Raw genomic sequence first — 19,325 nt, forward strand, 5'->3', positions numbered from 1 at the left:
TCATGAAAAATTTCCTCTCGCGAAGCCGCCAAGATCGCCAAGAAAACCTCTCTTTCATCCCTTCTTAGCGATCTTGGCGTCTTGGCGAGAGAACATATCTTCCTAATCCTTTCTCCCCGTGTTCACCGTGGAACTCATGTCCCCTACGATCTGCGGCGGCCCTTGCGCGGGTCTTTGGAACGCGCCACGGGCTTGCCCTTCTGCACAGGTGCCCGCATCGGCCCCGGCTTTGGCGCCATTCCCGGTTGCCAGCGGGGCACCAGGTGGCGCTTGCCATTGCCGATGAGATCGGCGCGGCCCATGCGTTTCAGCGCATCGCGCAACAGCGGCCAGTTGTCGGGGTCGTGATAGCGAAGAAAGGCCTTCTGGAGCCGGCGGGCGCGGCCACCCTTGGGGACCGGGACATCACCGGGTTCACGCCGCACCCGCTTCAGCGGATTGTGCCCTGTGTGCCACATGGCCGTGGCCAGCGCCATCGGGGACGGCAGAAAATTCTGCACCTGATCCAGCCGGAATTTGTTGCGCTTCAGCCACAAGGCAAGCGTGAGCATGTCCTCTTCCCTGGCACCCGGGTGGGCGGACATGAAATAGGGGATCAGGTACTGCTCCTTCCCCGCCTCTTTCGAGTAGCGCTCGAACAGCTCCCTGAAGCGGTCATAGGTGCCCATGCCGGGCTTCATCATGTGCGACAGTGGTTCGCTTTCGGTGTGCTCCGGGGCGATCTTCAGATAGCCGCCCACATGATGGGTCACCAGCTCCTTGATATATTCGGGATCGTGCACCGCCAGGTCGTAGCGAAGCCCCGACGCGATGAATACCCGTTTCACACCCGGCAGTTCCCGCGCCTTGCGGTAGAGCTGCGTCAGCGGCTTGTGGCTGGTGGACATGTTTCGGCACACGTCCGGATAAACGCAGGAGAGTCGCCGGCAGGCCGATTCGATCTCCTCGGATCGGCAGCGCAAACGGTACATGTTGGCGGAGGGTCCGCCCAGATCGGAGATATTGCCGGTAAAACCGGGCACCGTGTCGCGTACGGTCTCGATCTCGTGGAGGATCGACTCCTCGGAACGGTTCTGGATGATGCGCCCTTCGTGCTCGGTAATGGAGCAGAACGTACAGCCGCCAAAACAGCCCCGCATGATATTGATGGAGAAGCGGATCATCTCGTAAGCGGGCAGCTTCGCATCACCATAGGCCGGATGCGGACGACGCGTGTAGGGCAGCTCATAGACCCCGTCCAGCTCTTTGGTCGACAGCGGTACAGGCGGCGGATTGATCCACACGTCCCGGTCGGCATGGCGCTGAACCAGAGGCCTGGCGTTGTGGTAGTTGGTCTCCAGGTGCATGACCCGCGAGGCGTGGGCGTAGAGAACGTCGTCACGGCGTACCTGCTCGAACGACGGCAGGCGAATGACCACATTGTCCCGCTGATCGCGCGGCACCTCCCGTAGCTGCTGAACCACGGTTCGGCACGGCTCTGCGGCATACGGATCGTGCAGCGGTTCGACCTTCTCCCCCGGGGTATCCACCTCACTGGAATCGAGTTCGAACCACTCGCCCGGCGCACTGCCGAAAAATGCCGTACCGCGGAGGTCCCGGATGGAATCGACTGCCTCCCCCCGGGCCAGGCGGTGGGCGAGCTCCACGATGGAGCGCTCGGCATTGCCGAACAGCAGCAGATCCGCCTTGGCATCCACCAGGATCGACCGGCGCACCTTGTCGGACCAGTAATCGAAGTGGGCGATACGCCTCAGGCTCGCCTCGATACCGCCGATGATGATCGGTACGCCTTTCCAGGCTTCCCGACAGCGCTGGGAGTAGACCAGCGTGGAACGGTCGGGGCGTTTACCGCCTTCCCCTTCCGGCGAGTAGGCATCATCCGAACGGCGTCTGCGGTCCGACGTATAGCGATTCACCATGGAATCCATATTGCCGGCCGTGACTCCGAAGAACAGATTGGGTCGACCCAGCTCCGAGAAGGCCTCCGTCGAGGTCCAGTCGGGCTGCGCGATGATCCCCACCCGAAAGCCCTGGGCCTCCAGCAGGCGGCCAATCAGCGCCATTCCGAAACTGGGATGATCGACATAGGCATCCCCGGTGACCAGGATGACATCGCAGCTGTCCCAGCCGAGTTCATTCATCTCCTGCCGGCTCATGGGCAGCACCGGCGCCGGCAGCAACCGCGCTGCCCAGAAGCGGCGATAGGAGAACAAATCGGGAGTTTCGTGGCTCATAAGAGTAAATAACCAGGGTGTGCGGCAGCGCGCAGGCCAAACCGCATTTTACGTGGGACAATCAGCCGCGGTATATTGCGGAATATGAACAGTTTATCAAGGAGCCGTACGATGCGTCTTCTATCCGCCGCGACAGGGCTGATATTCATCGGGCTATTCAGCCTGCCCGCTACGGCGGACACGCTTACCATGCCCCCCAAGGATCGCGTTCCCGCCGAACGGGCGGGAGCCGAATTCGAAATGCCGGCCAAGGGCATGAGCATGCGCCAGGTCGAAGCGCGATTCAGCACCCCCGAGCACAAGGCGGCGCCGGTCGGTGATCCGCCCATCACCCGCTGGAAATATGATGAATTCACCGTCTATTTCGAGCACCAGTACGTGATTCACTCGGTTCTCAATCGCTGATCCTGCCGTGAGCAAATCCCACATCCGCCTGCCGGCCGAATGGGAGCGGCAGGATGGCCTGTTGCTAACCTGGCCCCATGGGCATAGCGACTGGGGTGAACGGCTGGCGGAGGTCGAACCGGTTTTCGTGGCCATCACTCGTGCCGTGGCCGAACACGAACGCGTACTCATCTCCTGCTTCGACCCGGACCATCGCACCCGGGTTCGACAGCTACTGGAAAAGGGCAAGGTTTCGATGGAGCGAGTGGCGCTGTTCACCGTTCCCTCGAATGACGTCTGGGTGCGCGATCACGGTCCTGTTACCGTGATTCGTAACGGCAGCCCCCGGCTGCTCGACTTTGGCTTCAATGGCTGGGGCCGGAAATACGAGTACCGGCTCGATAACCAGGTCTCCCGCAACCTCGAGCGTGCCGGTGCTTTCGGCGACACCCCCATGGACAGCATCAGCCTCATCCTCGAGGGCGGCAGCATCGAGAGCGACGGTGCCGGCATGCTGCTGACCACCAGTCACTGCCTGCTCTCTCCCCAGCGCAATCCCCAATACGACTGCGCCGACCTGGAGGCCGCCTTTGCCCGCGAATTCGGCACCCGCCGCATACTCTGGCTGAAAAAGGGTCGGCTCAGCGGCGACGATACCGATGGTCACATCGATACCCTGGCGCGTTTCTGTGATCCGGCCACCATCGCCTATGTCGCCTGCACCGATCCGAACGATGCCGACTACCCGGAACTGGTGGCAATGGAAGCCGAGCTGAAGGAATTCCGCACCGAAGACGGATCCCCCTACCGCCTCGTCCCCCTGCCCCTTCCGGCCCCCAAATACGACGAACAGGGCGACCGTCTGCCGGCCACCCATGCCAATTTTCTGATCATCAACGATGCCGTCCTGGTCCCCACCTATGACGACCCGACCGATTCGGTCGCCATGCAGCGGCTGGGCGAGTGCTTTCCCGAACGAACGCTCATCGCCATCAATGCCCTCCCCCTGATTCGCCAGTACGGCAGCATTCACTGCGCAACCATGCAGCTGCCGGCCGGTACACTCGATAATCGCCGTTAACCCTTCAGTACAGGCGGAGTATTGCTACCATGGCAATCGTTCACTGGAGCAAATCTCCCCGACGGATAGGCCGCCAGCCTAATACCTTTGGAGAGGTCCAGGGAGGAGCACTCCTCCAGAGGAAGCATCTCCAGCCCATCCGCTCCCCCTCCGGGAGGGTTAGGAAGGGGCCGATACTTTTAACCTTGCGGAGCAACACCCATGCACACTTCCAAATTATTCCCCGGCAACCCCACACTGGAGTTTTTCGATCCCCTGGCGCAACTCCTCGGCGCAGGCGATGGCATCTTCACCTATACCTTCGACGACGCCATCAAACTGGCCGGCCACGCCTGCCCTACCGTCGCCGGCGCTTTCGTGATGGCCCACCAGGCGATGGCACGGCTCTATCCGCAAGAGCGCCCGCTGCGTGGCGGCATCCGCATCCGCTTCGCCGGACCACCCGACCAGGGCGCCAACGGCCCCCTCACCCAGGTCCTGACCCTGCTCACCGGCGCCGCGGCCGAGAACGGCTTCGCCGGCCTGGGCGGCCAGCACGTCCGCAAGGGTCTGCTCAGCTTCGAGACCGACGCCGAGCCGGGACCCGTCACAGCCACCTTCGAGCGCACCGACACCGGCAAGCAGGTCACCCTGCAGTACGACCCCTCCCCGATCCCGGCCGACCCCCACATGATGAAAGATCTTCAACAGGTACTCTCCGGCAGCGCCGACGACGGGACCCTGCAACGGTTTCGGCAGACATGGGCCGACCGGGTGAGCCGAATCCTCCGCGACGGCGGCGAGTCGACGATCAGCGAAGTGTGATCAACACACGAATAACCCGCAGGTAGAAACCGGACCCGATTAGCCCAGCGTCACGGGCGAGACGAAGCCTGGCGGTTTAGTGGCGAGCACAGAGCAGCGCAACTGTTCGAGAACCGTCTCCGCCGTATTGCCGATGAAGATTCCGGGGACGCCGGTGCGCGCTACCGTTCCCATGACGACCAAATCGGCCTGCAACTGTTTAGCCATCTCTGGGATCACCCGGGTTGCCGAACCCTGGATCAGGTGAAAGCGGGGAGAGAGATAGTCATAGGCTTCCTGACCTATCCGCGCACGTAATTCCTCACGCAGAGAAGCCATCCCGTTCTGATGGCGTGAACGCTCCTTTTCGACGTAGCGGGAGGCGGCCTCCTCGGGGTTGTCGCTCCAAGAGCGCAACAGCATTTCGGCAGGGGCGTCCCAGACATGTAAGAGATGCAATTGAGCGAAATCGGAGAGCGCAAGCGAACTGGATAGTTCCAGAAGCGTCCGGTTCAGCCCCTGTTGTGCCGACTCGGGCTCTGACGGGTCGAAATCGACGGCGGTCAGTATGCGTTCATAGTTGGTTTTTTCGGCCATTTTCATCAGCCAGACTGGTGCGGGACATTTGCGCAGCAGGTGCATGTCATCGCTGCCAAAAATCCTTTCCAGAAAATCCGGATTCGCGGCGGGCTTCATCACCAGATCGTAGCCATCCCGAATCACTGTGCGGATCACTTCCAGATACATCGCGCCCACCAGCACCTTCGATTGAATAGGCCTTCGCTCGAGGTACGGCTCCACCAGGGAATCCAGGGCCTGCCGACACTCGGCCTCAAGCCTCACCTGTGTATCGGAAACTGCTCTTCCGGAGGCGAGCCCGATCCCCGCAGTGATCTGAGGAATCACATCGACGACCGTTAAATCGGCCTGATTGTTCTCTGCCAATGATACCGCCCTCGCAAGGGCGGAATCCTGTTCGACCGCGTTCTCGGATACGTAAAGAATATTTTTGAAACCTTTCATGGATTCTCTCCCGCCAGCTGGGAAACGGCGACCGACGTTTTTGCGGGGACCAGGCGTTCCGCTGCCTCTTCAGCCGCATCGGCATAGGGGATAAATACTTTGTCTACCCCCTCCTTTTCGAACATTCGGGCCTCCTGTCGGCTTGATGCAGAGAGCGCTACTTTTCCCTGGTAACCCTGTTGCTGCAGGCCGTGCATCAGCATCCGGTTTATGCTGCGGTCGCGAACGGTGCTGACCACCCACTCGGCCCGTTGCAAGGGGAGAGAGGCCACGAATTCGGGGTCCTCGGCATCGCCGTAATGGACAGTGTAGCCATCGCGGGTGTGCTGACGGACAGTCTCCGGATCGAAGTCGACGGCCAGCAGCCGGCAGCCACGCTCGCGAAGGCTCGCCGCGATGGCGGCACCGAAACGGCCCAATCCAATTAGCAGGATATCGACGCGCCCCTCATCTTCCAGCGGGCTGTCCAGCTCCCGATGCGCCACTTTGCGTTCGAAAATCGATAAATAGGGAGCGATGCGTTCATAGATCGCATGCGAGTAGAGAATCATGTAGGTGGAAGCGCTGATGGTGACCAGTCCGACCAGGGTAATCAGCCCCACGGTTTCCTGATCCAGGTGACCGAGGCTCAGCCCCAGTGCCGCCAGAATCAGCGAAAATTCGCTGATCTGGGCCACCGTCAACCCTGCCAGGAACCCGGTCCGTTTGCGGTAGCCCATATAGCCCATGATGGCCATGACGATAAGCGGGTTACCAATTAGCACGAAGAGGGAGAAGATCACTGCGGCGCCTGTTTGGGCGCCGAGCACACTCATATCCAGCGCAGCCCCCAGCTCGATGAAGAAGAACAGCAGCAGAAAGTCACGCAGACTAACCAGGCGCGCCGCCACTTGCTCGCGGTAGGGCGTGGAGGCGATGGATATCCCGGCCAGGAAAGCACCTACCTCCCTGCTGAAGCCAAGGGCATCGCCCGCGGCTGCCCCCAGCACCGCCCAGGCGATGGCGAACAGCATCAACAGTTCCGATGAGTGGGCCAGACGATGCATCAGCGCGGGCAGAACGTAGCGCATCAGCAGGGCGACCACGGCCAGCATCAGCACGCCCTTGACGAGGATCTGCAGGCCTTCCCACCCCAGATTGACGCCCTCACCGGCCTGACCCATGGCCGTCAAGCCGATCATCACCAGGACTACGACGATGTCCTGGACGATGAGAAAACCCACCGCGATGCGCCCGTGCAGCGAGTCAACCTCTTTCTTGTCGGAAAGTAGCTTGACGATGATGATGGTGCTGGAGAAGGTCAGGGCCACAGCCACATAAAGGGCGGTGGTTGGGGGCATGCCGAGCAGTAGCGCGATAAGGTAACCAAACAGGGAGGTAAAGAGTACCTGTCCGAGACCGGATGCCAGCGCCACCGGCCCAACGGTACGGATGATATGCAGGTCCAGCTTCAGCCCCACCACAAACAGCAGCAGCGCGATACCCAGTCTCGCGAAAAGCTCGATTTCGCTACTGTGGACCACCAGGCCAAAGCCGGACGGTCCCAGCAGAATGCCGACCGCAATGAAGGCCACGATCAGCGGCTGACGCAGTGCCTGAGCCAAAACGCCCCCGATCGCCGCCAAGCCGACAATCGCCCCTATTTGGAGAAAAGTATTTTCGATCATCGCCTTTTACTGACGGTTCGCAAAGGTACCGGTTCCACCTCGCTCATCACCCGACTGCTATTGACAGGTTCCGGTGAGCTGGCGGCAAATCCAAACCATCGTACCGATCGGGCCATGCGGAAACACCACTTGAAAGCGGCGTGTCTCCTAAAGCAGGATATATTTTCGCTCCCACGGTGACAATGGACCGGAACCTTGGCAATCTCTTTTGGCCCCTACTCCCCTGCCTTTCCGCACTGAACCGCATCGGATTACACAGTAAGACGCCACCGGTCGCGTTCGGGTCGGGCACGGGGTGGACGGCCGCCCCTTGCTATACTACCGCAGACTCTTCGGAACCCACCCCTGATGGACTTTACCAATCAAGTTATCCTGATCTTCAGCCTTTTGCTCATGGCGAGTGTCCTGGCGAGCCTGTTTTCGGCCCGATTGGGAATGCCCGTCCTGCTGGTGTTTCTCGTCCTGGGCATGCTGATGGGTGAAGACGGACCGGGTGGGATCGAGTTTGAGGATGTGCAAAGCGCCCATTTGCTGGGGTCTTTGGCCCTGGCTGTGATCCTTTTCGATGGAGGGCTGCGCACTGATGCGGGCAGCTTTCGGGTCGGACTCAAACCGGCCCTGTCGCTGGCCATCATTGGCGTCGCGTTTACTGCGGCTATTACCGGTGTCGCTGCGACATGGCTGCTGAACCTGCCGTGGCTGTTTGGGCTGTTGATTGGCGCCATTGTTGGTTCAACCGATGCAGCGGCTGTTTTTTCAGTGCTCCACTCCCGCGGCCTGGAACTGAAACAGCGGGTCGGAGCCACGCTGGAGATCGAGTCGGGCAGCAATGATCCGATGGCCATCTTTTTGACCATCGGGTTGGTGGAGTTGCTTGCAGCAGGGAAATCCGAACTGGATTGGACCATGCTCAGCAGCTTCGCTCAACAATTCGGGTTGGGCGGGATTCTGGGCGTGGCCGGTGGTTTTGTCCTGCTCTGGTTGTTGAATCGCTTACGATTGGCTGCCGGGCTCTATCCCTTGTTGGCCATGTCCGGCGGAATGGTGCTGTTTGGTGTGACCTCTTCGCTGGGTGGAAGTGGCTTCCTGGCCATTTACCTTGCCGGTCTGATCCTGGGTAACCGCCCGCTACAAGCTGCACGCAATATCCGCCGTTTTCACGATGGCATCGCCTGGCTCAGCCAAATCAGCATGTTCCTGGTACTGGGGCTCCTGGTCACACCGAGCGAACTGGTGACGACAGCCCCCCAGGCGATGGCAGTGGCGCTGGTGCTGATCTTCCTGGCCCGCCCTGTCGCTGTGACATTGAGTCTGCTCCCGTTTGGCTTCGCCTGGCGTGAACAGCTCTTTGTCGGCTGGGTGGGTCTGCGTGGTGCCGTTCCCATCATTCTGGCGCTGTTTCCCTTGCTGGCCGGTTTGGAATATGCCGATACGATTTTCAACATCGCATTTTTCGTGGTCCTCGTATCGCTGATTGTTCAGGGGTGGACCGTCGCACCGGCCGCACGCTGGCTTGGGCTGGAGATTCCCCCGCGTACCGCTTCCTGGCAACGGGTCGATCTGGATATTCCCGGGGCGTTCGAATATGAATTGGTGGGCTACCGTCTTGAGGCAGACAGCCCTGCGACGGGGCGACTGATCGGCGCGCTCGCACTACCGGACCGGAGCCGCCTGGTAGCCCTAATCCGGGGGGAGCAGTTGCTGGGACCTGAGGTGCCCGAAGTGAAGTTTGAAAAGGACGATCATGTCTACCTGCTGGCGGCCGCGCAGGCGATCGAGGCTCTCGACCGCATTTTCATTACTGTTCGTACGCCGGAACGGCTGAAAGCACAGCAGTTTTTTGGCGAGTTTGTGCTCAACGGCGACGCCAAACTGGCCGACGTGGCCGGCTTTTATGGTTTTCCCATACCCGATGAGGCAGTGGATGCCTCCATCGCCGACTACTTTCGACGGCGTTTCCACAACCAGCCTGTAATCGGTGATCGGATAAGAGTCAGTGGGGTGGAAATGGTCGTACGCGACATCAAAGAGGGTGTTGTTGTCCAGGTGGGCCTGAGGTTGGCCCAGAAAACGGACTAAACGGACATCACTTTACCTCCCCCTGCCGGTCAGTGGTACTGAACTGCCATAGCTTGCTTGCAGATTGGCGCCGGATACGGGCAGTCTGCACAGCACAAAAACTCTGGAGCAGGAGCCGATGTATTTCGATGTCGCGGGGGTGGAGGTCTCGCCCTGGCTCCCCCCGCTGGTGGGGTTTGCGATTTCGCTGTTCACCTCCATGGGTGGCGTTTCGGGCGCCTTCCTGTTGCTGCCGTTTCAGGTGAGCGTCCTTGGCTTCACCAGCCCGGCGGTCAGCGCCACCAACCAGGTGTTTAACGTAGTGGCCACGCCGAGCGGGATCTACCGTTACCTGCGGGAGGGGCGCATGGTCTGGCCTCTGGCGTGGGTTATCGTGGCGGGGACACTACCGGGCGTGGCACTTGGCGCTCTGCTGCGCATTGCCTTGCTGCCAGACGCCCGTGACTTCAAGCTTTTTGTAGCAGCGGTTCTTCTCTACATCGGGCTGCGACTCGGACGCGACATCCTCTCGCGCGGCCAACGGCCGGGGGGCCCGCCTCAGACGGCGACCGTGGTACCTGCGCGCATTCCCTTCCGCATCGCCTATCGCTACGGCGGCGAACTGTTCACCGCCAATCGCTGGGGCGTGTTTGCCCTAGCCCTGATCGTCGGCGTAATCGGCGGCGCCTACGGGATCGGTGGCGGAGCGATTATGGCCCCGTTTCTGGTCAGCCTGTTCGCGCTGCCGGTGCATACGGTCGCCGGGGCCACGCTGCTGGGTACGTTGGTTACCTCCGTGGCGGGAGTCGCCTTTTACCACTTGATTGCCCCGGTTTTTCCCCACATGGCGGTCGCCCCGGATTGGGGCCTCGGCCTGCTGTTCGGCCTGGGCGGTGCTGCGGGCATGTATAGCGGGGCGCGGCTTCAGCGTTACGTCCCCGCCCGTACGCTGAAGTTGCTGCTCGTGGTCTGCCTGGTGGGTCCTGCGGCGGGTTACGTTTACGAGTTTTTCGTTGGGGGATAACTGGCCAGATCACTTCGGTCGAGCGGTGTCCTGTCACATTACATGGTTCATGGTTCCTGTTTCCGTGAAAGTCCATCAAGCGCGTCCCACCCGTGGGTCAGCATCCGCTTATCAGGGAACCTCTAAAAGTCAATTTTTCATCACTCCCGCCAAAGCGGCAGTCCAGTAGAATCAAACGGCAGGATTTCCGCTTTTGCGGAATAACGAATTTATAGAAGTGCCCTCAAGCCGCTTGAAAGTTTGGTGACTGCAAAAGATTGCTGGCGTGACAGCGTTGAACCTCTACATGACACCCATACCGACATCGCTCAGGCTCGTGCCCGAGCGCATCTTTCGGGCCAGCTCTTCCACCTGTTCGGCAGCATCATGCAGTTCATCCGAGAGAGCCTCCTGGATGAAGAGCGCCAACTGTTCAAAATCATTGTCCGGAATCGTTTCCAATGCTTTCTTGTCCAGCAGTACCCGAAAGGACTCTACGACTTTTTGTGCGCGGTCCCGCTGTCGTTCGGTCATGAGTCAAGCTCCTTGCTGAATCGTACTATGCGGATCCGTAAATGGCCTCGCCTCTATTCACTCTCGCCAATGTCTTCATTCCAGATATCGGGGGATTGCTGAATGAATCGCCGCATCAATTCGGTGCATCCCGGGTCATTGAGCTCAACCACCTGAATGCCCGCTTCGCGGAGCCAGTCCAGGTGACCGGCGAAATTTTCGCACTCGCCGATAACCACCGTTCCGATGCGAAACTGGCGGATGAGTCCTGAACAATACCAGCACGGCGCCAGTGTGGTGACGAGGATCTTGTCGCGGTAGGTGGTTTGCCTGCCCGCTTTTCGAAATGCGTCGGTTTCGCCGTGGGCTGAAGGATCATTATCCTGCACCCGCCGATTACGGCCGCGGCTCAGCACTCTTCCCCGTGAGTCGAACATGGCTGCGCCGACGGGCACGCCGCCCTCCTCGAAGCCGGCCTGCGCCTCTTCATAAGCGGGTTTTAACAGCGCAAGCCAATCCTTAGCGTCCATCGCTCTACCGTTTGGTCAGGCTTAGTGGTCCATGCGGGAAATCATGTAAATCTCAGAGCCCCGCTAATGATTCAAGGCAAGGCGCACTCCACAGGTTTCCCGCATGGGCCACTAGGGCAATTCCGAAATCAGGTTCCCGTACTGCTCTTCCGTAAACAGCCGATGGGTCTTGGTCCGAACGTTACCGCCCGAGGCAATGGCAAGAGCCATTTTGGCGACCGCCTCCTCGCCGGGGGCTTCAACAATGAAGATCGTATCGAATTCACTGCCCAGGATTCCGTAGAAGGTCTTCATCTCACCGCCCATACTCCGCACAATCTCCTTCGCCGTTTCGACCCGTGCCGGACTCTCCCTGATATTTTCGGTGCCCTGCGCCGTGAAGCTAAAGAAGATTGCATACAGTTTCATCGGTTCACCGCTTTGGTCAGGTTCTTGTGCAAGGGAATGGGTCGATAAAGGAACGAGTACCAATGATAGAAGCAGTGCCAGCGTCCTGCCGTTCATACGATTCTCCTTCGATGTTTCGGTGTGCGCTCTGCCTCGTACGGCTCTTCCAGGAAATGACCCGCGTGTACGCGTATTGTAGTCACTCTCGCAGTAATCTCCTTTCTGACGCCGAGTCTTGGCCACGCGCGGCTGCCATGCTGCGCCGGAATCGCAGCAGCGCCAGGAGAAAAAGGGCAACTCCGATTCCAGCGGTGACTGAAAGCCGGATCCAGACCTCCGCCAGTGTGGCTCTGCGGAAAACTACCGCCTGTGCCAGGCTGACAAAGCGGGTGGAGGGCGAGAGCTGCATGAAAAAGACATCAACGACAAACCTATCGGCTTCGCTATTGATTCCCGCTGTCATTACGAGGAGCCCCAGCGACGAAGTAATCTCCTGCTCCCAAGACAACAGATTGCCGCGTCGCCTGCGGCTCGTCGCAATGACGGCCAAGAGTTGATCAATCGATTGGCGCTGCGGAGCGGTGCAATGACGGCCAGGAGTTCATCATTGATTCGGGCCTGTGCGGCAGGGGGGTATGCTCGCAAGGGACGATGGAGTGGCACTCAAGGCCAATAGAGGGAAGTCGCCAGCCGGTGGAACCTCACGGCTGTTCCCTCATCTGAATTGCAGTATTATCTTCCGTTTGCGCAGGGCGGTGACAACTCCCTCGCCTCGATTTCCTTGATTTCTTTAAAGAGCGGAGTGCTTATGTCCCGAACACTGGCAGTCGGCCTCGTTCAGCACGCTTGCGGCGAGGCTCGCGAGACCAATCTGCACAAGGACCTTAATGGGATTCGCGAAGCGGCATCCCGCGGTGCCCGGCTGGTGCTCCTGCAGGAGCTGCATACTTCACGCTATTTCTGCCAGAGCGAGGATACTGGTCAGTTCGACCTGGCCGAGCCGATCCCGGGGCCTTCGACGCAGACGCTGGGGCGTGTCGCTGCAGAGTTGGGAGTGGTGATCGTCGGTTCGATTTTCGAACGCCGTGCCCCCGGCCTCTACCACAATACGGCGGTGGTGCTGGAGAGCGATGGTTCGCTGGCAGGACGCTACCGCAAGATGCATATTCCGGATGATCCCGGTTATTACGAAAAGTTCTATTTCACGCCCGGCGATCTGGGATTCACGCCCATCGATACCTCGGTGGGACGTCTCGGTGTGTTGGTCTGCTGGGATCAGTGGTTTCCCGAAGCCGCCCGGCTGATGGCGCTGGCCGGGGCCGAACTGCTCCTCTACCCTACTGCCATCGGCTGGGACCCGGCAGACGACGCCGCTGAACAGGAGCGTCAGCGCGAGGCGTGGATCACGGTACAGCGCGGTCACGCCGTCGCCAATGGCCTGCCGGTAGTGGCCTGCAACCGCACCGGTGCGGAGCGGGACCCCAGCGGCCACACTTCAGGTGCCCGTTTCTGGGGCTCCAGTTTCGCTGCGGGACCGCAGGGGGAATTCCTGGCGCAGGCCGGTGAAGAGAGTGAAGAGGTTCTGGTGGTGGAGGTGGATCTGGCGCGAAGTGAGTCGGTGCGGCGGATCTGGCCGTTCTTGCGGGACCGGCGGATCGATGCCTATAGGGATCTCGGCAAGCGGTTTCGGGATGAGTGAATAGCGGAGTCGGCGGATTACGCTCGGCTGCGCCCTCTGCGACCTTGCGGCAGATCGGTTACTATCTGGTCTGCCATTTCAAAACTTGACGAAGACAAAATGATCGTAATTCTTCAGCCGAATGTGGAGCGGGATACGGAAGAGTACCATTCCGTCATGGAGTACCTCTCCAACCTGCCGGGCGTCAGTGTTCGGGTCCACGAAGAGCGCGGCGTCGAGCAGGTGCTAACCGAACTCTACCTGGTCGGCAACACCAAGACGCTGGAAATGGAAGATATCGAGGTGCTGCCCGGTGTGGAGCGGGTGGTTCGCGTCTCGGAGGAGTATCGCATCCTTGGCCGCCACAAGGACGACCAGCGTCCCACTTCGTTCAACTACAATGGTGTCCACTTCGGACAGGACAACGTTCACGTGTTCGCCGGCCTGTGCGCCGTGGATACCCCTGAACATGTGGAGATCATGATGCGGACGCTGGCCGAGCATGACCAGGTCTGCACCCGTATGGGGGCCTACAAGCCCCGCACCAGCCCTTACTCTTTCCAGGGGCACGGCAAGACCTGCCTGCCTTATGTTTTCGAGCTGGCGGGCAAATACGGCATCAAGGTGATCGCGATGGAGATCACCCACGAATCCCATGTCGACGAAATCCACGACGCATTGCATGCCACCGGCAACCCGACCGGCGTGATGCTGCAGATCGGCACGCGCAATACCCAGAATTTTGAGTTACTCAAGGCGGTCGGTCGCCAGCGGGAGCTCCCGGTGCTTCTGAAACGCGGCTTCGGGATTACCCTGGAGGAGTCGCTGAACGCGGCCGAATACCTGGCGTCGGAAGGCAACAGCAAGGTGATCTTCGCCCTGCGCGGCATGAAGACCAACATGGGCGATCCGCATCGAAACTTCGTCGATTTCTCCCATGTGCCGGTGGTGAAACGTCTTACCCGCATGCCCGTCTGCGTAGACCCATCGCACTCGGTGGGCACCCGGGACGCCTCACCCGACGGTCTGCTGGATGTCATGCACGTTACCGCCCAGGGGATCGTCGCGGGCGCCAACATGGTACTCGCGGATTTCCACCCGCACCCCACCAAAGCCCTGGTGGACGGCCCGCAAGCACTCCAGCTCAACGAGTTGTCGTGGTTCCTGGACGATGTGCAGATCGCTCGTGAGGCATACGAGAAACGTTGTGCACGGGCCGAGCGGCATCGCAGTGAGGAGGCATAGGCGGGGACGCACGGTACGCGGTGGATAACCACGGGGAACACGGGGAAAGAAAAAACTCAAAACAACTTGTTTTACCCGTGGTTACCAGTTCTTCATTGATTCGGGCCTGTAGCAGGGGGGGTACTGCGCTTGATGAACCTCCCCTGTTGTCATTACGAGCACCGCCCGGTGCGGCCGCAAATCAACGACTAATTTCCCTCTTGTCATTGCGAGGAGCCTAAGCGACGCGGCAATCTGGTACTCGGCTCTTCGAGATTGCTTCGTCGCTTAGGCTTCTCGCAATGACAGCGTGGAGATTGCCGAGTCGCTGGAGCTCGGTTTTGGAAGGAGAACACGGGGGGAAAAAAAATCCGAACAACTTTTTTTACCCCTGTGTACCCCGTGGTTAACAGTTCGTCACTGATTCGGCCTCTGCGACTCTGCGGCGGGTTTTTTCATCGGGAAATCTTCATCGGGTTTCATTCCCTCGATCCGAAGCCGTACTTTAAGTCTTCGAAACGTCACCGGGTCCAACGCATCGCGCGGAAGGACCAGGGAGCGACGGCCGCCCTCGGTACGGAAGTTGAGGATGACGAGACCGGAGTTGAGGTAGGTATCACCCAGCAGGTCGGCTGGTAGAGCGTGGCCCGCCTCGTGCCAGTACCACTCCCCTTCGCGATTCCACTCCACCCAGACAGGCGCGCCGCCAAGCTCCGGACGTTTTTGCCAGGTTCGGACCGTCGCGGCCACCGCAATGAGTGAAAGAAGGAGCCGGAGAGAGAAAGGCAGCGGCGTCAGCCAGAGACTGGCAACGGCACCGATGCAAACGGCCGCAACAACGCGCTTCAGGGCAGCAGAAGCGTGGGGTTCAATTCTGAGAGGTGCGTATGGATTCGATGACACGTGCCACTTCCTTGTCGTCCGGTTGCCTTGTCCCGAACAGGTAATCATGCAGGTCCTGGTCGGAGAGTTCCAGGACCTCCTCCTCGAAGACCCGCCGACCCGAATCGTCCATGGAGCCATAGCCGTGCCCCAGAAAACGCTGCAGAAGCAGATCGAGTTCGAGCATTCCCCGTCGGCAGCGCCAGTACAATTTTGACTGCGATTGACTCATGGCCGGTTCTTCAGAGATTCCGCCGCAGCATCAGCTTGCGGATGTCGCCGATCGCGCGGCTCGGATTGAGTCCTTTGGGGCAGACGCTGGTGCAGTTCTGGATGGTGTGGCAGCGGAACAGTTTATAGGGCCCCTCCAACTCATCCAGACGCCGATCGGTATCTTCGTCGCGGGAGTCGGCCAGAAAGCGGGCGGACTGCAGCAGCGCAGCGGGGCCGCGGAATTTTTCCGGGTTCCACCAGTAGGAGGGGCAGGCGGTGGAGCAGCAGGCGCAGAGAATGCATTCGTAGAGTCCGTCCAGTTGCTCGCGCTCCTCCGGCGTTTGCAGCCGCTCCACCTCCGGCTCCGGGCTCTTGGCGGTGAGGTAGGGGCGCACCGCCCGGTAGTGGCGGAAGAACTGGGTCAGGTCTACCACCAGGTCGCGAATCACCGGCTGCCCCGGCAGCGGCCGCACTTCCACCGGCTCTTTCAGTTCGGAGAGCCGGGTTGTGCAGGCCAGCTTGTTGGTGCCATTGATGTTCATTCCATCGGAGCCGCAGACCCCCTCTCCGCAGGAGTGTCGAAAGGTCAGCGTCGAATCCTGCTCCGCCTTGATGACCAGCAGGGCATCACGAAGCATCATGCCGTTCTCGACTCTGTCGAGCGTATAGGACTGCATATACGGCTCGCGGTCAGTCTCCGGATTGTAGCGGTAGATCCTGAATTGCATGTTTCTATGACTCAAAACCGCAAAGCGCGCAAAGACAGGAATGAAAGGTTTCCACCGAGTATGCTTTCAAGTTTCTCTCTAGGCCCATAGTCACAAATATCACCCCTTGCAGTTCTTTGCGCACTTTGCGGTTAGCTTGTTAATAGGTACGTGGCTTCGGCGGAAACGGGGCGACGCTGAGCGGTTTCAGGCGGACCGGTTTGAAGTCGAGGGCGCGGCCTTCACGGTAGAAGAGCGTGTGCTTGAGCCAGTGCTCGTCGTCCCGTTCCGGATAGTCGATACGCGAATGGGCGCCGCGGCTCTCCTTTCTGGCCAGTGCCGAGGTGACCGTGGCGATGCCGAGCTCCACCAGATTCTCCAGCTCCAGGGCCTCGATGCGGGCCGTATTGAAGACCCGGCTATGGTCGTCGAGCCGCACATCACTCAGGCGCTTATGGATATCCAGGACCTTTTGCAGCCCTTCCTGCAGGACCTCTTCGGTGCGAAACACCCCGCAGTAGTGTTCCATAGTCTGCTGTAGTTCCGAACGCAGGCCCGCCACCGATTCAGTGCCGTCCGGACGCTCCCAGCGGCCGAGCCGCTCCAGGGCCCGGTCGACGCTCTCCTGGTCCAGCGGGCGATGACGGCGATTCTCCTCCAGGAATCGGAGAATGTCATTGCCAGCGGCGCGGCCGAACACCACGATATCCAGCAGCGAATTGCCGCCCAGGCGATTGGCGCCGTGCACCGACACGCAGGCGCACTCCCCCACCGCATAGAGACCGGGGATGGGCTCCTCCCCTTCCTTTTCCGGGACGACCACCCGGCCGGCGCGGTCGGTGGGGATGCCGCCCATCGTGTAGTGGGCGGTCGGGAACACCGGAACCGGCTCTCTGGCCGGATCGATATGCAGGAAGGTCTGCACCATCTGCCGGATGGCCGGCAGCCGTTTGGCGATGGTTTTCTCGCCCAGGTGATCGAGCTTCAGTTCGACGTAATTTCTATCCGGACCGCAGCCGCGCCCTTCGCGTATTTCCGTGGTGATGGCGCGGCTGACCACATCGCGGCTCGCGAGATCCCTGGCCTTGGGGGCGTAGCGCTCCATGAAACGCTCGCCCTCTCCATTGATCAGGTAGCCGCCCTCTCCTCTCACCCCTTCGCTGATCAGCATGCCCTTGCCGGCGATCCCGGTCGGATGGAACTGAAAGAACTCCATATCCTGCACGGGGATGCCCGCTCGCAGGGCCATGGCCATGCCGTCGCCGGTATTGATGTAGGCATTCGTATTGGTTCGGAAAAGCTGGCCGACGCCGCCAGTGGCGATGAGGGTGGTCTTGGCCTCGATAAGCAGCGGCTCACCGGTTTCAATCTCCAGCACCAGTGCGCCGAGCACATAGCCCTGGCGGTCGCGGATCAGATCGATCGCGAAGTATTCATCGAAAAAGTGGGTGCGCGAGCGGATATTCTGCTGATAGAGGGTGTGGAGAATGGCATGGCCGGTCCGGTCCGCCGCGGCACAGGTGCGCGCCGCCTGCTCACCGCCGAAGTTCTGGCTCTGTCCGCCAAAGGGCCGCTGGTAGATCTTGCCATTGTCGAGGCGCGAGAAAGGCACGCCGGCGTGCTCCAGTTCAACCACCAGATGGGCGGCGGCCCGGCACATGTATTCGATGGCGTCCTGGTCACCGAGATAGTCGCTGCCCTTGACCGTGTCGTACATGTGCCAGTGCCAATTGTCGGGCAGGACGTTGGCGAGCGCGGCATTCATGCCGCCCTGGGCGGCCACGGTATGGGAGCGGGTGGGAAAGACCTTGGAGACGACGGCTACCGTCGCCTCCGCCTGTGCCAATTGCAGGGCGGCACGCAAGCCTCCCCCACCGGAGCCGATGACCAGCGTATCGAAGCGGCGCCGCATCAGTTCCATGGACTCACCACCGTCAGCAAAATTTCCAGTATCCAGAATCCCAATATCAGCAGCCAGGCGCCAACCAGGGCGAGCAGGGTCAGCCGAAGGCCCGTCGACCAGCCTACATAGTCGAGGATCACGTCACGTATCCCCACCCAGCTGTGCAGCAGCAGTGCCACAAAAAAGAGCGCTGTGGCTGCGGAGACGACCGGTCGCCCCCAGAGCGCCTGCCAGTCGCCGTAATCGTCGATCGGCGTGACGGTAAACAGTACGACGGCAGCGATGGTGAACAACGCCATATAGATGGCGCTGAGCCGCTGCACAAGCCAGGCGGAGAGTCCTGTCAGCGGCCGACTCACAGGATCAACAGCAAAGCGACAAGGAGAATGACCCCACTGCCCGCCAGGACCATCCAGGCCCCCCGCCGGGCACCCGGCAGGTCCGATCCGATATCGGAATCGGTCAGTAGCAGCCGCACGCCGGCCAGGAGGTGATACCCGTACCACCCGATGATCAGCAGAGTGATCAACTTCATCGGCCACCAGGCCAGCCACGCAGCGGCCTGTTCGAAGCCTTCGGCGCCGCGGAGCGACATCTCGAACAGATAGAGCATGAAGGGTAACAGAAGAAACAGCAGAATCCCGGTCAGGCGGTGACCGATGGAGATGACCGCGGTAACCGGCATATGGATACGCCGCAGATCAAGAAATACGGGGCGTTGGTTCGTGTTTACCATGCCAAAGAAAATTCAGGGTTCAATGAGGACCGATCCAGTATTACAACGCGAGGCCGAATTAGCTATCCTGTAGTCTAATACACTTGCATGATATTGACGGTTTCAGAGCCACCCAGAAGCTCCAAGGCAAGGCGCGCAGCGCAGGGAATGGCGGGCCCTTTCCAAGGAGCGCACCAATCCGCCGGGAGCGGATTGGGACGGCGCAGGCCGGCCCGAAGGGCGGACTCCAGGGAAGGAGTCCGCAACGCAGGATTGGAGCTTCTGGGTGGCTCCCTTCGGGCGGACCGGGAAGCGGCGTCCGCGGTGTTGCACCTCTTGC

General features: G+C 60.4%; 20 protein-coding genes. 7 read left to right on the forward strand and 13 right to left on the reverse strand.

The window, feature by feature from the left end; genetic code table 11:
• Positions 1-143 precede the first annotated feature (143 nt).
• The gene (locus tag Q7L05_RS07790; protein ID WP_303904385.1) at positions 144-2,234 is read right to left on the reverse strand and encodes a YgiQ family radical SAM protein; all 2,091 of its coding nucleotides are present in this window, start codon (positions 2,232-2,234) and stop codon (positions 144-146) included.
• A 111-nt stretch (positions 2,235-2,345) separates the two neighbouring features.
• On the opposite strand from Q7L05_RS07790, the gene Q7L05_RS07795 reads away from it, so the two are divergent.
• The 3 genes from Q7L05_RS07795 to Q7L05_RS07805 all read left to right on the forward strand — a co-directional run bounded on the left by Q7L05_RS07795 (position 2,346) and on the right by Q7L05_RS07805 (position 4,503).
• The gene (locus tag Q7L05_RS07795; RefSeq protein ID WP_303904387.1) at positions 2,346-2,639 is read left to right on the forward strand and encodes a hypothetical protein; all 294 of its coding nucleotides are present in this window, start codon (positions 2,346-2,348) and stop codon (positions 2,637-2,639) included.
• A 7-nt stretch (positions 2,640-2,646) separates the two neighbouring features.
• Positions 2,647-3,699, forward strand: a complete 1,053-nt coding sequence (locus Q7L05_RS07800; RefSeq protein ID WP_303904389.1) for an agmatine deiminase family protein — start codon at positions 2,647-2,649, stop codon at positions 3,697-3,699.
• A 201-nt stretch (positions 3,700-3,900) separates the two neighbouring features.
• Positions 3,901-4,503 (forward strand): hypothetical protein, encoded by a 603-nt coding sequence (locus Q7L05_RS07805; RefSeq protein WP_303904393.1) that lies wholly within the window; start codon positions 3,901-3,903, stop codon positions 4,501-4,503.
• 39 nt (positions 4,504-4,542) lie between these two features.
• Here the strand turns inward: Q7L05_RS07805 and Q7L05_RS07810 are convergent, their stop codons facing one another.
• Positions 4,543-5,505 (reverse strand): universal stress protein, encoded by a 963-nt coding sequence (locus tag Q7L05_RS07810; RefSeq protein WP_303904395.1) that lies wholly within the window; start codon positions 5,503-5,505, stop codon positions 4,543-4,545.
• Positions 5,502-7,172: a cation:proton antiporter gene (locus tag Q7L05_RS07815; protein ID WP_303904398.1), complete on the reverse strand. Its 1,671-nt coding sequence runs from the start codon at positions 7,170-7,172 to the stop codon at positions 5,502-5,504. Before Q7L05_RS07815 ends, Q7L05_RS07810 begins: the two co-directional genes overlap by 4 nt.
• Positions 7,173-7,520: 348 nt before the next feature.
• On the opposite strand from Q7L05_RS07815, the gene Q7L05_RS07820 reads away from it, so the two are divergent.
• Together Q7L05_RS07820 and Q7L05_RS07825 are read left to right on the forward strand one after the other, a co-directional pair.
• On the forward strand, positions 7,521-9,251 hold the full coding sequence (locus Q7L05_RS07820; protein ID WP_303904401.1) for a potassium/proton antiporter: 1,731 nt from the start codon (positions 7,521-7,523) through the stop codon (positions 9,249-9,251).
• Positions 9,252-9,369: 118 nt separating this feature from the next.
• The gene (locus Q7L05_RS07825; RefSeq protein WP_303904404.1) at positions 9,370-10,254 is read left to right on the forward strand and encodes a sulfite exporter TauE/SafE family protein; all 885 of its coding nucleotides are present in this window, start codon (positions 9,370-9,372) and stop codon (positions 10,252-10,254) included.
• Positions 10,255-10,536: 282 nt separating this feature from the next.
• Here the strand turns inward: Q7L05_RS07825 and Q7L05_RS07830 are convergent, their stop codons facing one another.
• From Q7L05_RS07830 to Q7L05_RS07845, 4 genes are all read right to left on the reverse strand, one after another.
• Positions 10,537-10,767: a hypothetical protein gene (locus Q7L05_RS07830; RefSeq protein ID WP_303904407.1), complete on the reverse strand. Its 231-nt coding sequence runs from the start codon at positions 10,765-10,767 to the stop codon at positions 10,537-10,539.
• A 53-nt stretch (positions 10,768-10,820) separates the two neighbouring features.
• Entirely contained in the window at positions 10,821-11,276 is a 456-nt protein-coding gene (locus Q7L05_RS07835) for a nucleoside deaminase (RefSeq protein WP_303904410.1), read from the reverse strand.
• Positions 11,277-11,387: 111 nt separating this feature from the next.
• Complete coding sequence (locus Q7L05_RS07840; RefSeq protein WP_303904413.1) at positions 11,388-11,684, reverse strand: GYD domain-containing protein; 297 nt, start codon at positions 11,682-11,684, stop codon at positions 11,388-11,390.
• A gap of 178 nt (positions 11,685-11,862) precedes the next feature.
• On the reverse strand, positions 11,863-12,213 hold the full coding sequence (locus tag Q7L05_RS07845; RefSeq protein WP_303904416.1) for a hypothetical protein: 351 nt from the start codon (positions 12,211-12,213) through the stop codon (positions 11,863-11,865).
• Between the two features lie 258 nt (positions 12,214-12,471).
• On the opposite strand from Q7L05_RS07845, the gene Q7L05_RS07850 reads away from it, so the two are divergent.
• Together Q7L05_RS07850 and Q7L05_RS07855 are read left to right on the forward strand one after the other, a co-directional pair.
• Positions 12,472-13,362, forward strand: coding sequence for a carbon-nitrogen hydrolase (locus Q7L05_RS07850; protein WP_303904418.1), 891 nt, complete (start codon positions 12,472-12,474; stop codon positions 13,360-13,362).
• 99 nt (positions 13,363-13,461) lie between these two features.
• Positions 13,462-14,586 carry a 3-deoxy-7-phosphoheptulonate synthase gene (locus Q7L05_RS07855; RefSeq protein ID WP_303904421.1) on the forward strand — a complete coding sequence of 375 codons (1,125 nt, stop codon included), beginning with the start codon at positions 13,462-13,464 and terminating at the stop codon, positions 14,584-14,586.
• A 396-nt stretch (positions 14,587-14,982) separates the two neighbouring features.
• Here the strand turns inward: Q7L05_RS07855 and Q7L05_RS07860 are convergent, their stop codons facing one another.
• From Q7L05_RS07860 to sdhC, 6 genes are all read right to left on the reverse strand, one after another.
• The gene (locus Q7L05_RS07860; RefSeq protein ID WP_303904424.1) at positions 14,983-15,468 is read right to left on the reverse strand and encodes a protein YgfX; all 486 of its coding nucleotides are present in this window, start codon (positions 15,466-15,468) and stop codon (positions 14,983-14,985) included.
• Entirely contained in the window at positions 15,434-15,679 is a 246-nt protein-coding gene (locus Q7L05_RS07865; RefSeq protein ID WP_303904465.1) for an FAD assembly factor SdhE, read from the reverse strand. The genes Q7L05_RS07860 and Q7L05_RS07865 overlap by 35 nt, the downstream gene beginning before the upstream one ends.
• Positions 15,680-15,689: 10 nt before the next feature.
• Positions 15,690-16,388, reverse strand: coding sequence for a succinate dehydrogenase iron-sulfur subunit (locus Q7L05_RS07870; RefSeq protein WP_303904467.1), 699 nt, complete (start codon positions 16,386-16,388; stop codon positions 15,690-15,692).
• Between the two features lie 139 nt (positions 16,389-16,527).
• The gene (sdhA, locus tag Q7L05_RS07875; RefSeq protein WP_303904470.1) at positions 16,528-18,288 is read right to left on the reverse strand and encodes a succinate dehydrogenase flavoprotein subunit; all 1,761 of its coding nucleotides are present in this window, start codon (positions 18,286-18,288) and stop codon (positions 16,528-16,530) included.
• Positions 18,279-18,629 carry a succinate dehydrogenase, hydrophobic membrane anchor protein gene (gene sdhD, locus Q7L05_RS07880; protein ID WP_303904473.1) on the reverse strand — a complete coding sequence of 117 codons (351 nt, stop codon included), beginning with the start codon at positions 18,627-18,629 and terminating at the stop codon, positions 18,279-18,281. The genes sdhA and sdhD overlap by 10 nt, the downstream gene beginning before the upstream one ends.
• Complete coding sequence (sdhC, locus tag Q7L05_RS07885) at positions 18,626-19,006, reverse strand: succinate dehydrogenase, cytochrome b556 subunit (protein WP_303904475.1); 381 nt, start codon at positions 19,004-19,006, stop codon at positions 18,626-18,628. The genes sdhD and sdhC overlap by 4 nt, the downstream gene beginning before the upstream one ends.
• Between the last annotated feature and the right edge of the window lie 319 nt (positions 19,007-19,325).

The organism is Thiohalomonas denitrificans (assembly GCF_016841685.1).
Taxonomy (GTDB): Bacteria; Pseudomonadota; Gammaproteobacteria; order Thiohalomonadales; family Thiohalomonadaceae; genus Thiohalomonas; species Thiohalomonas denitrificans_A.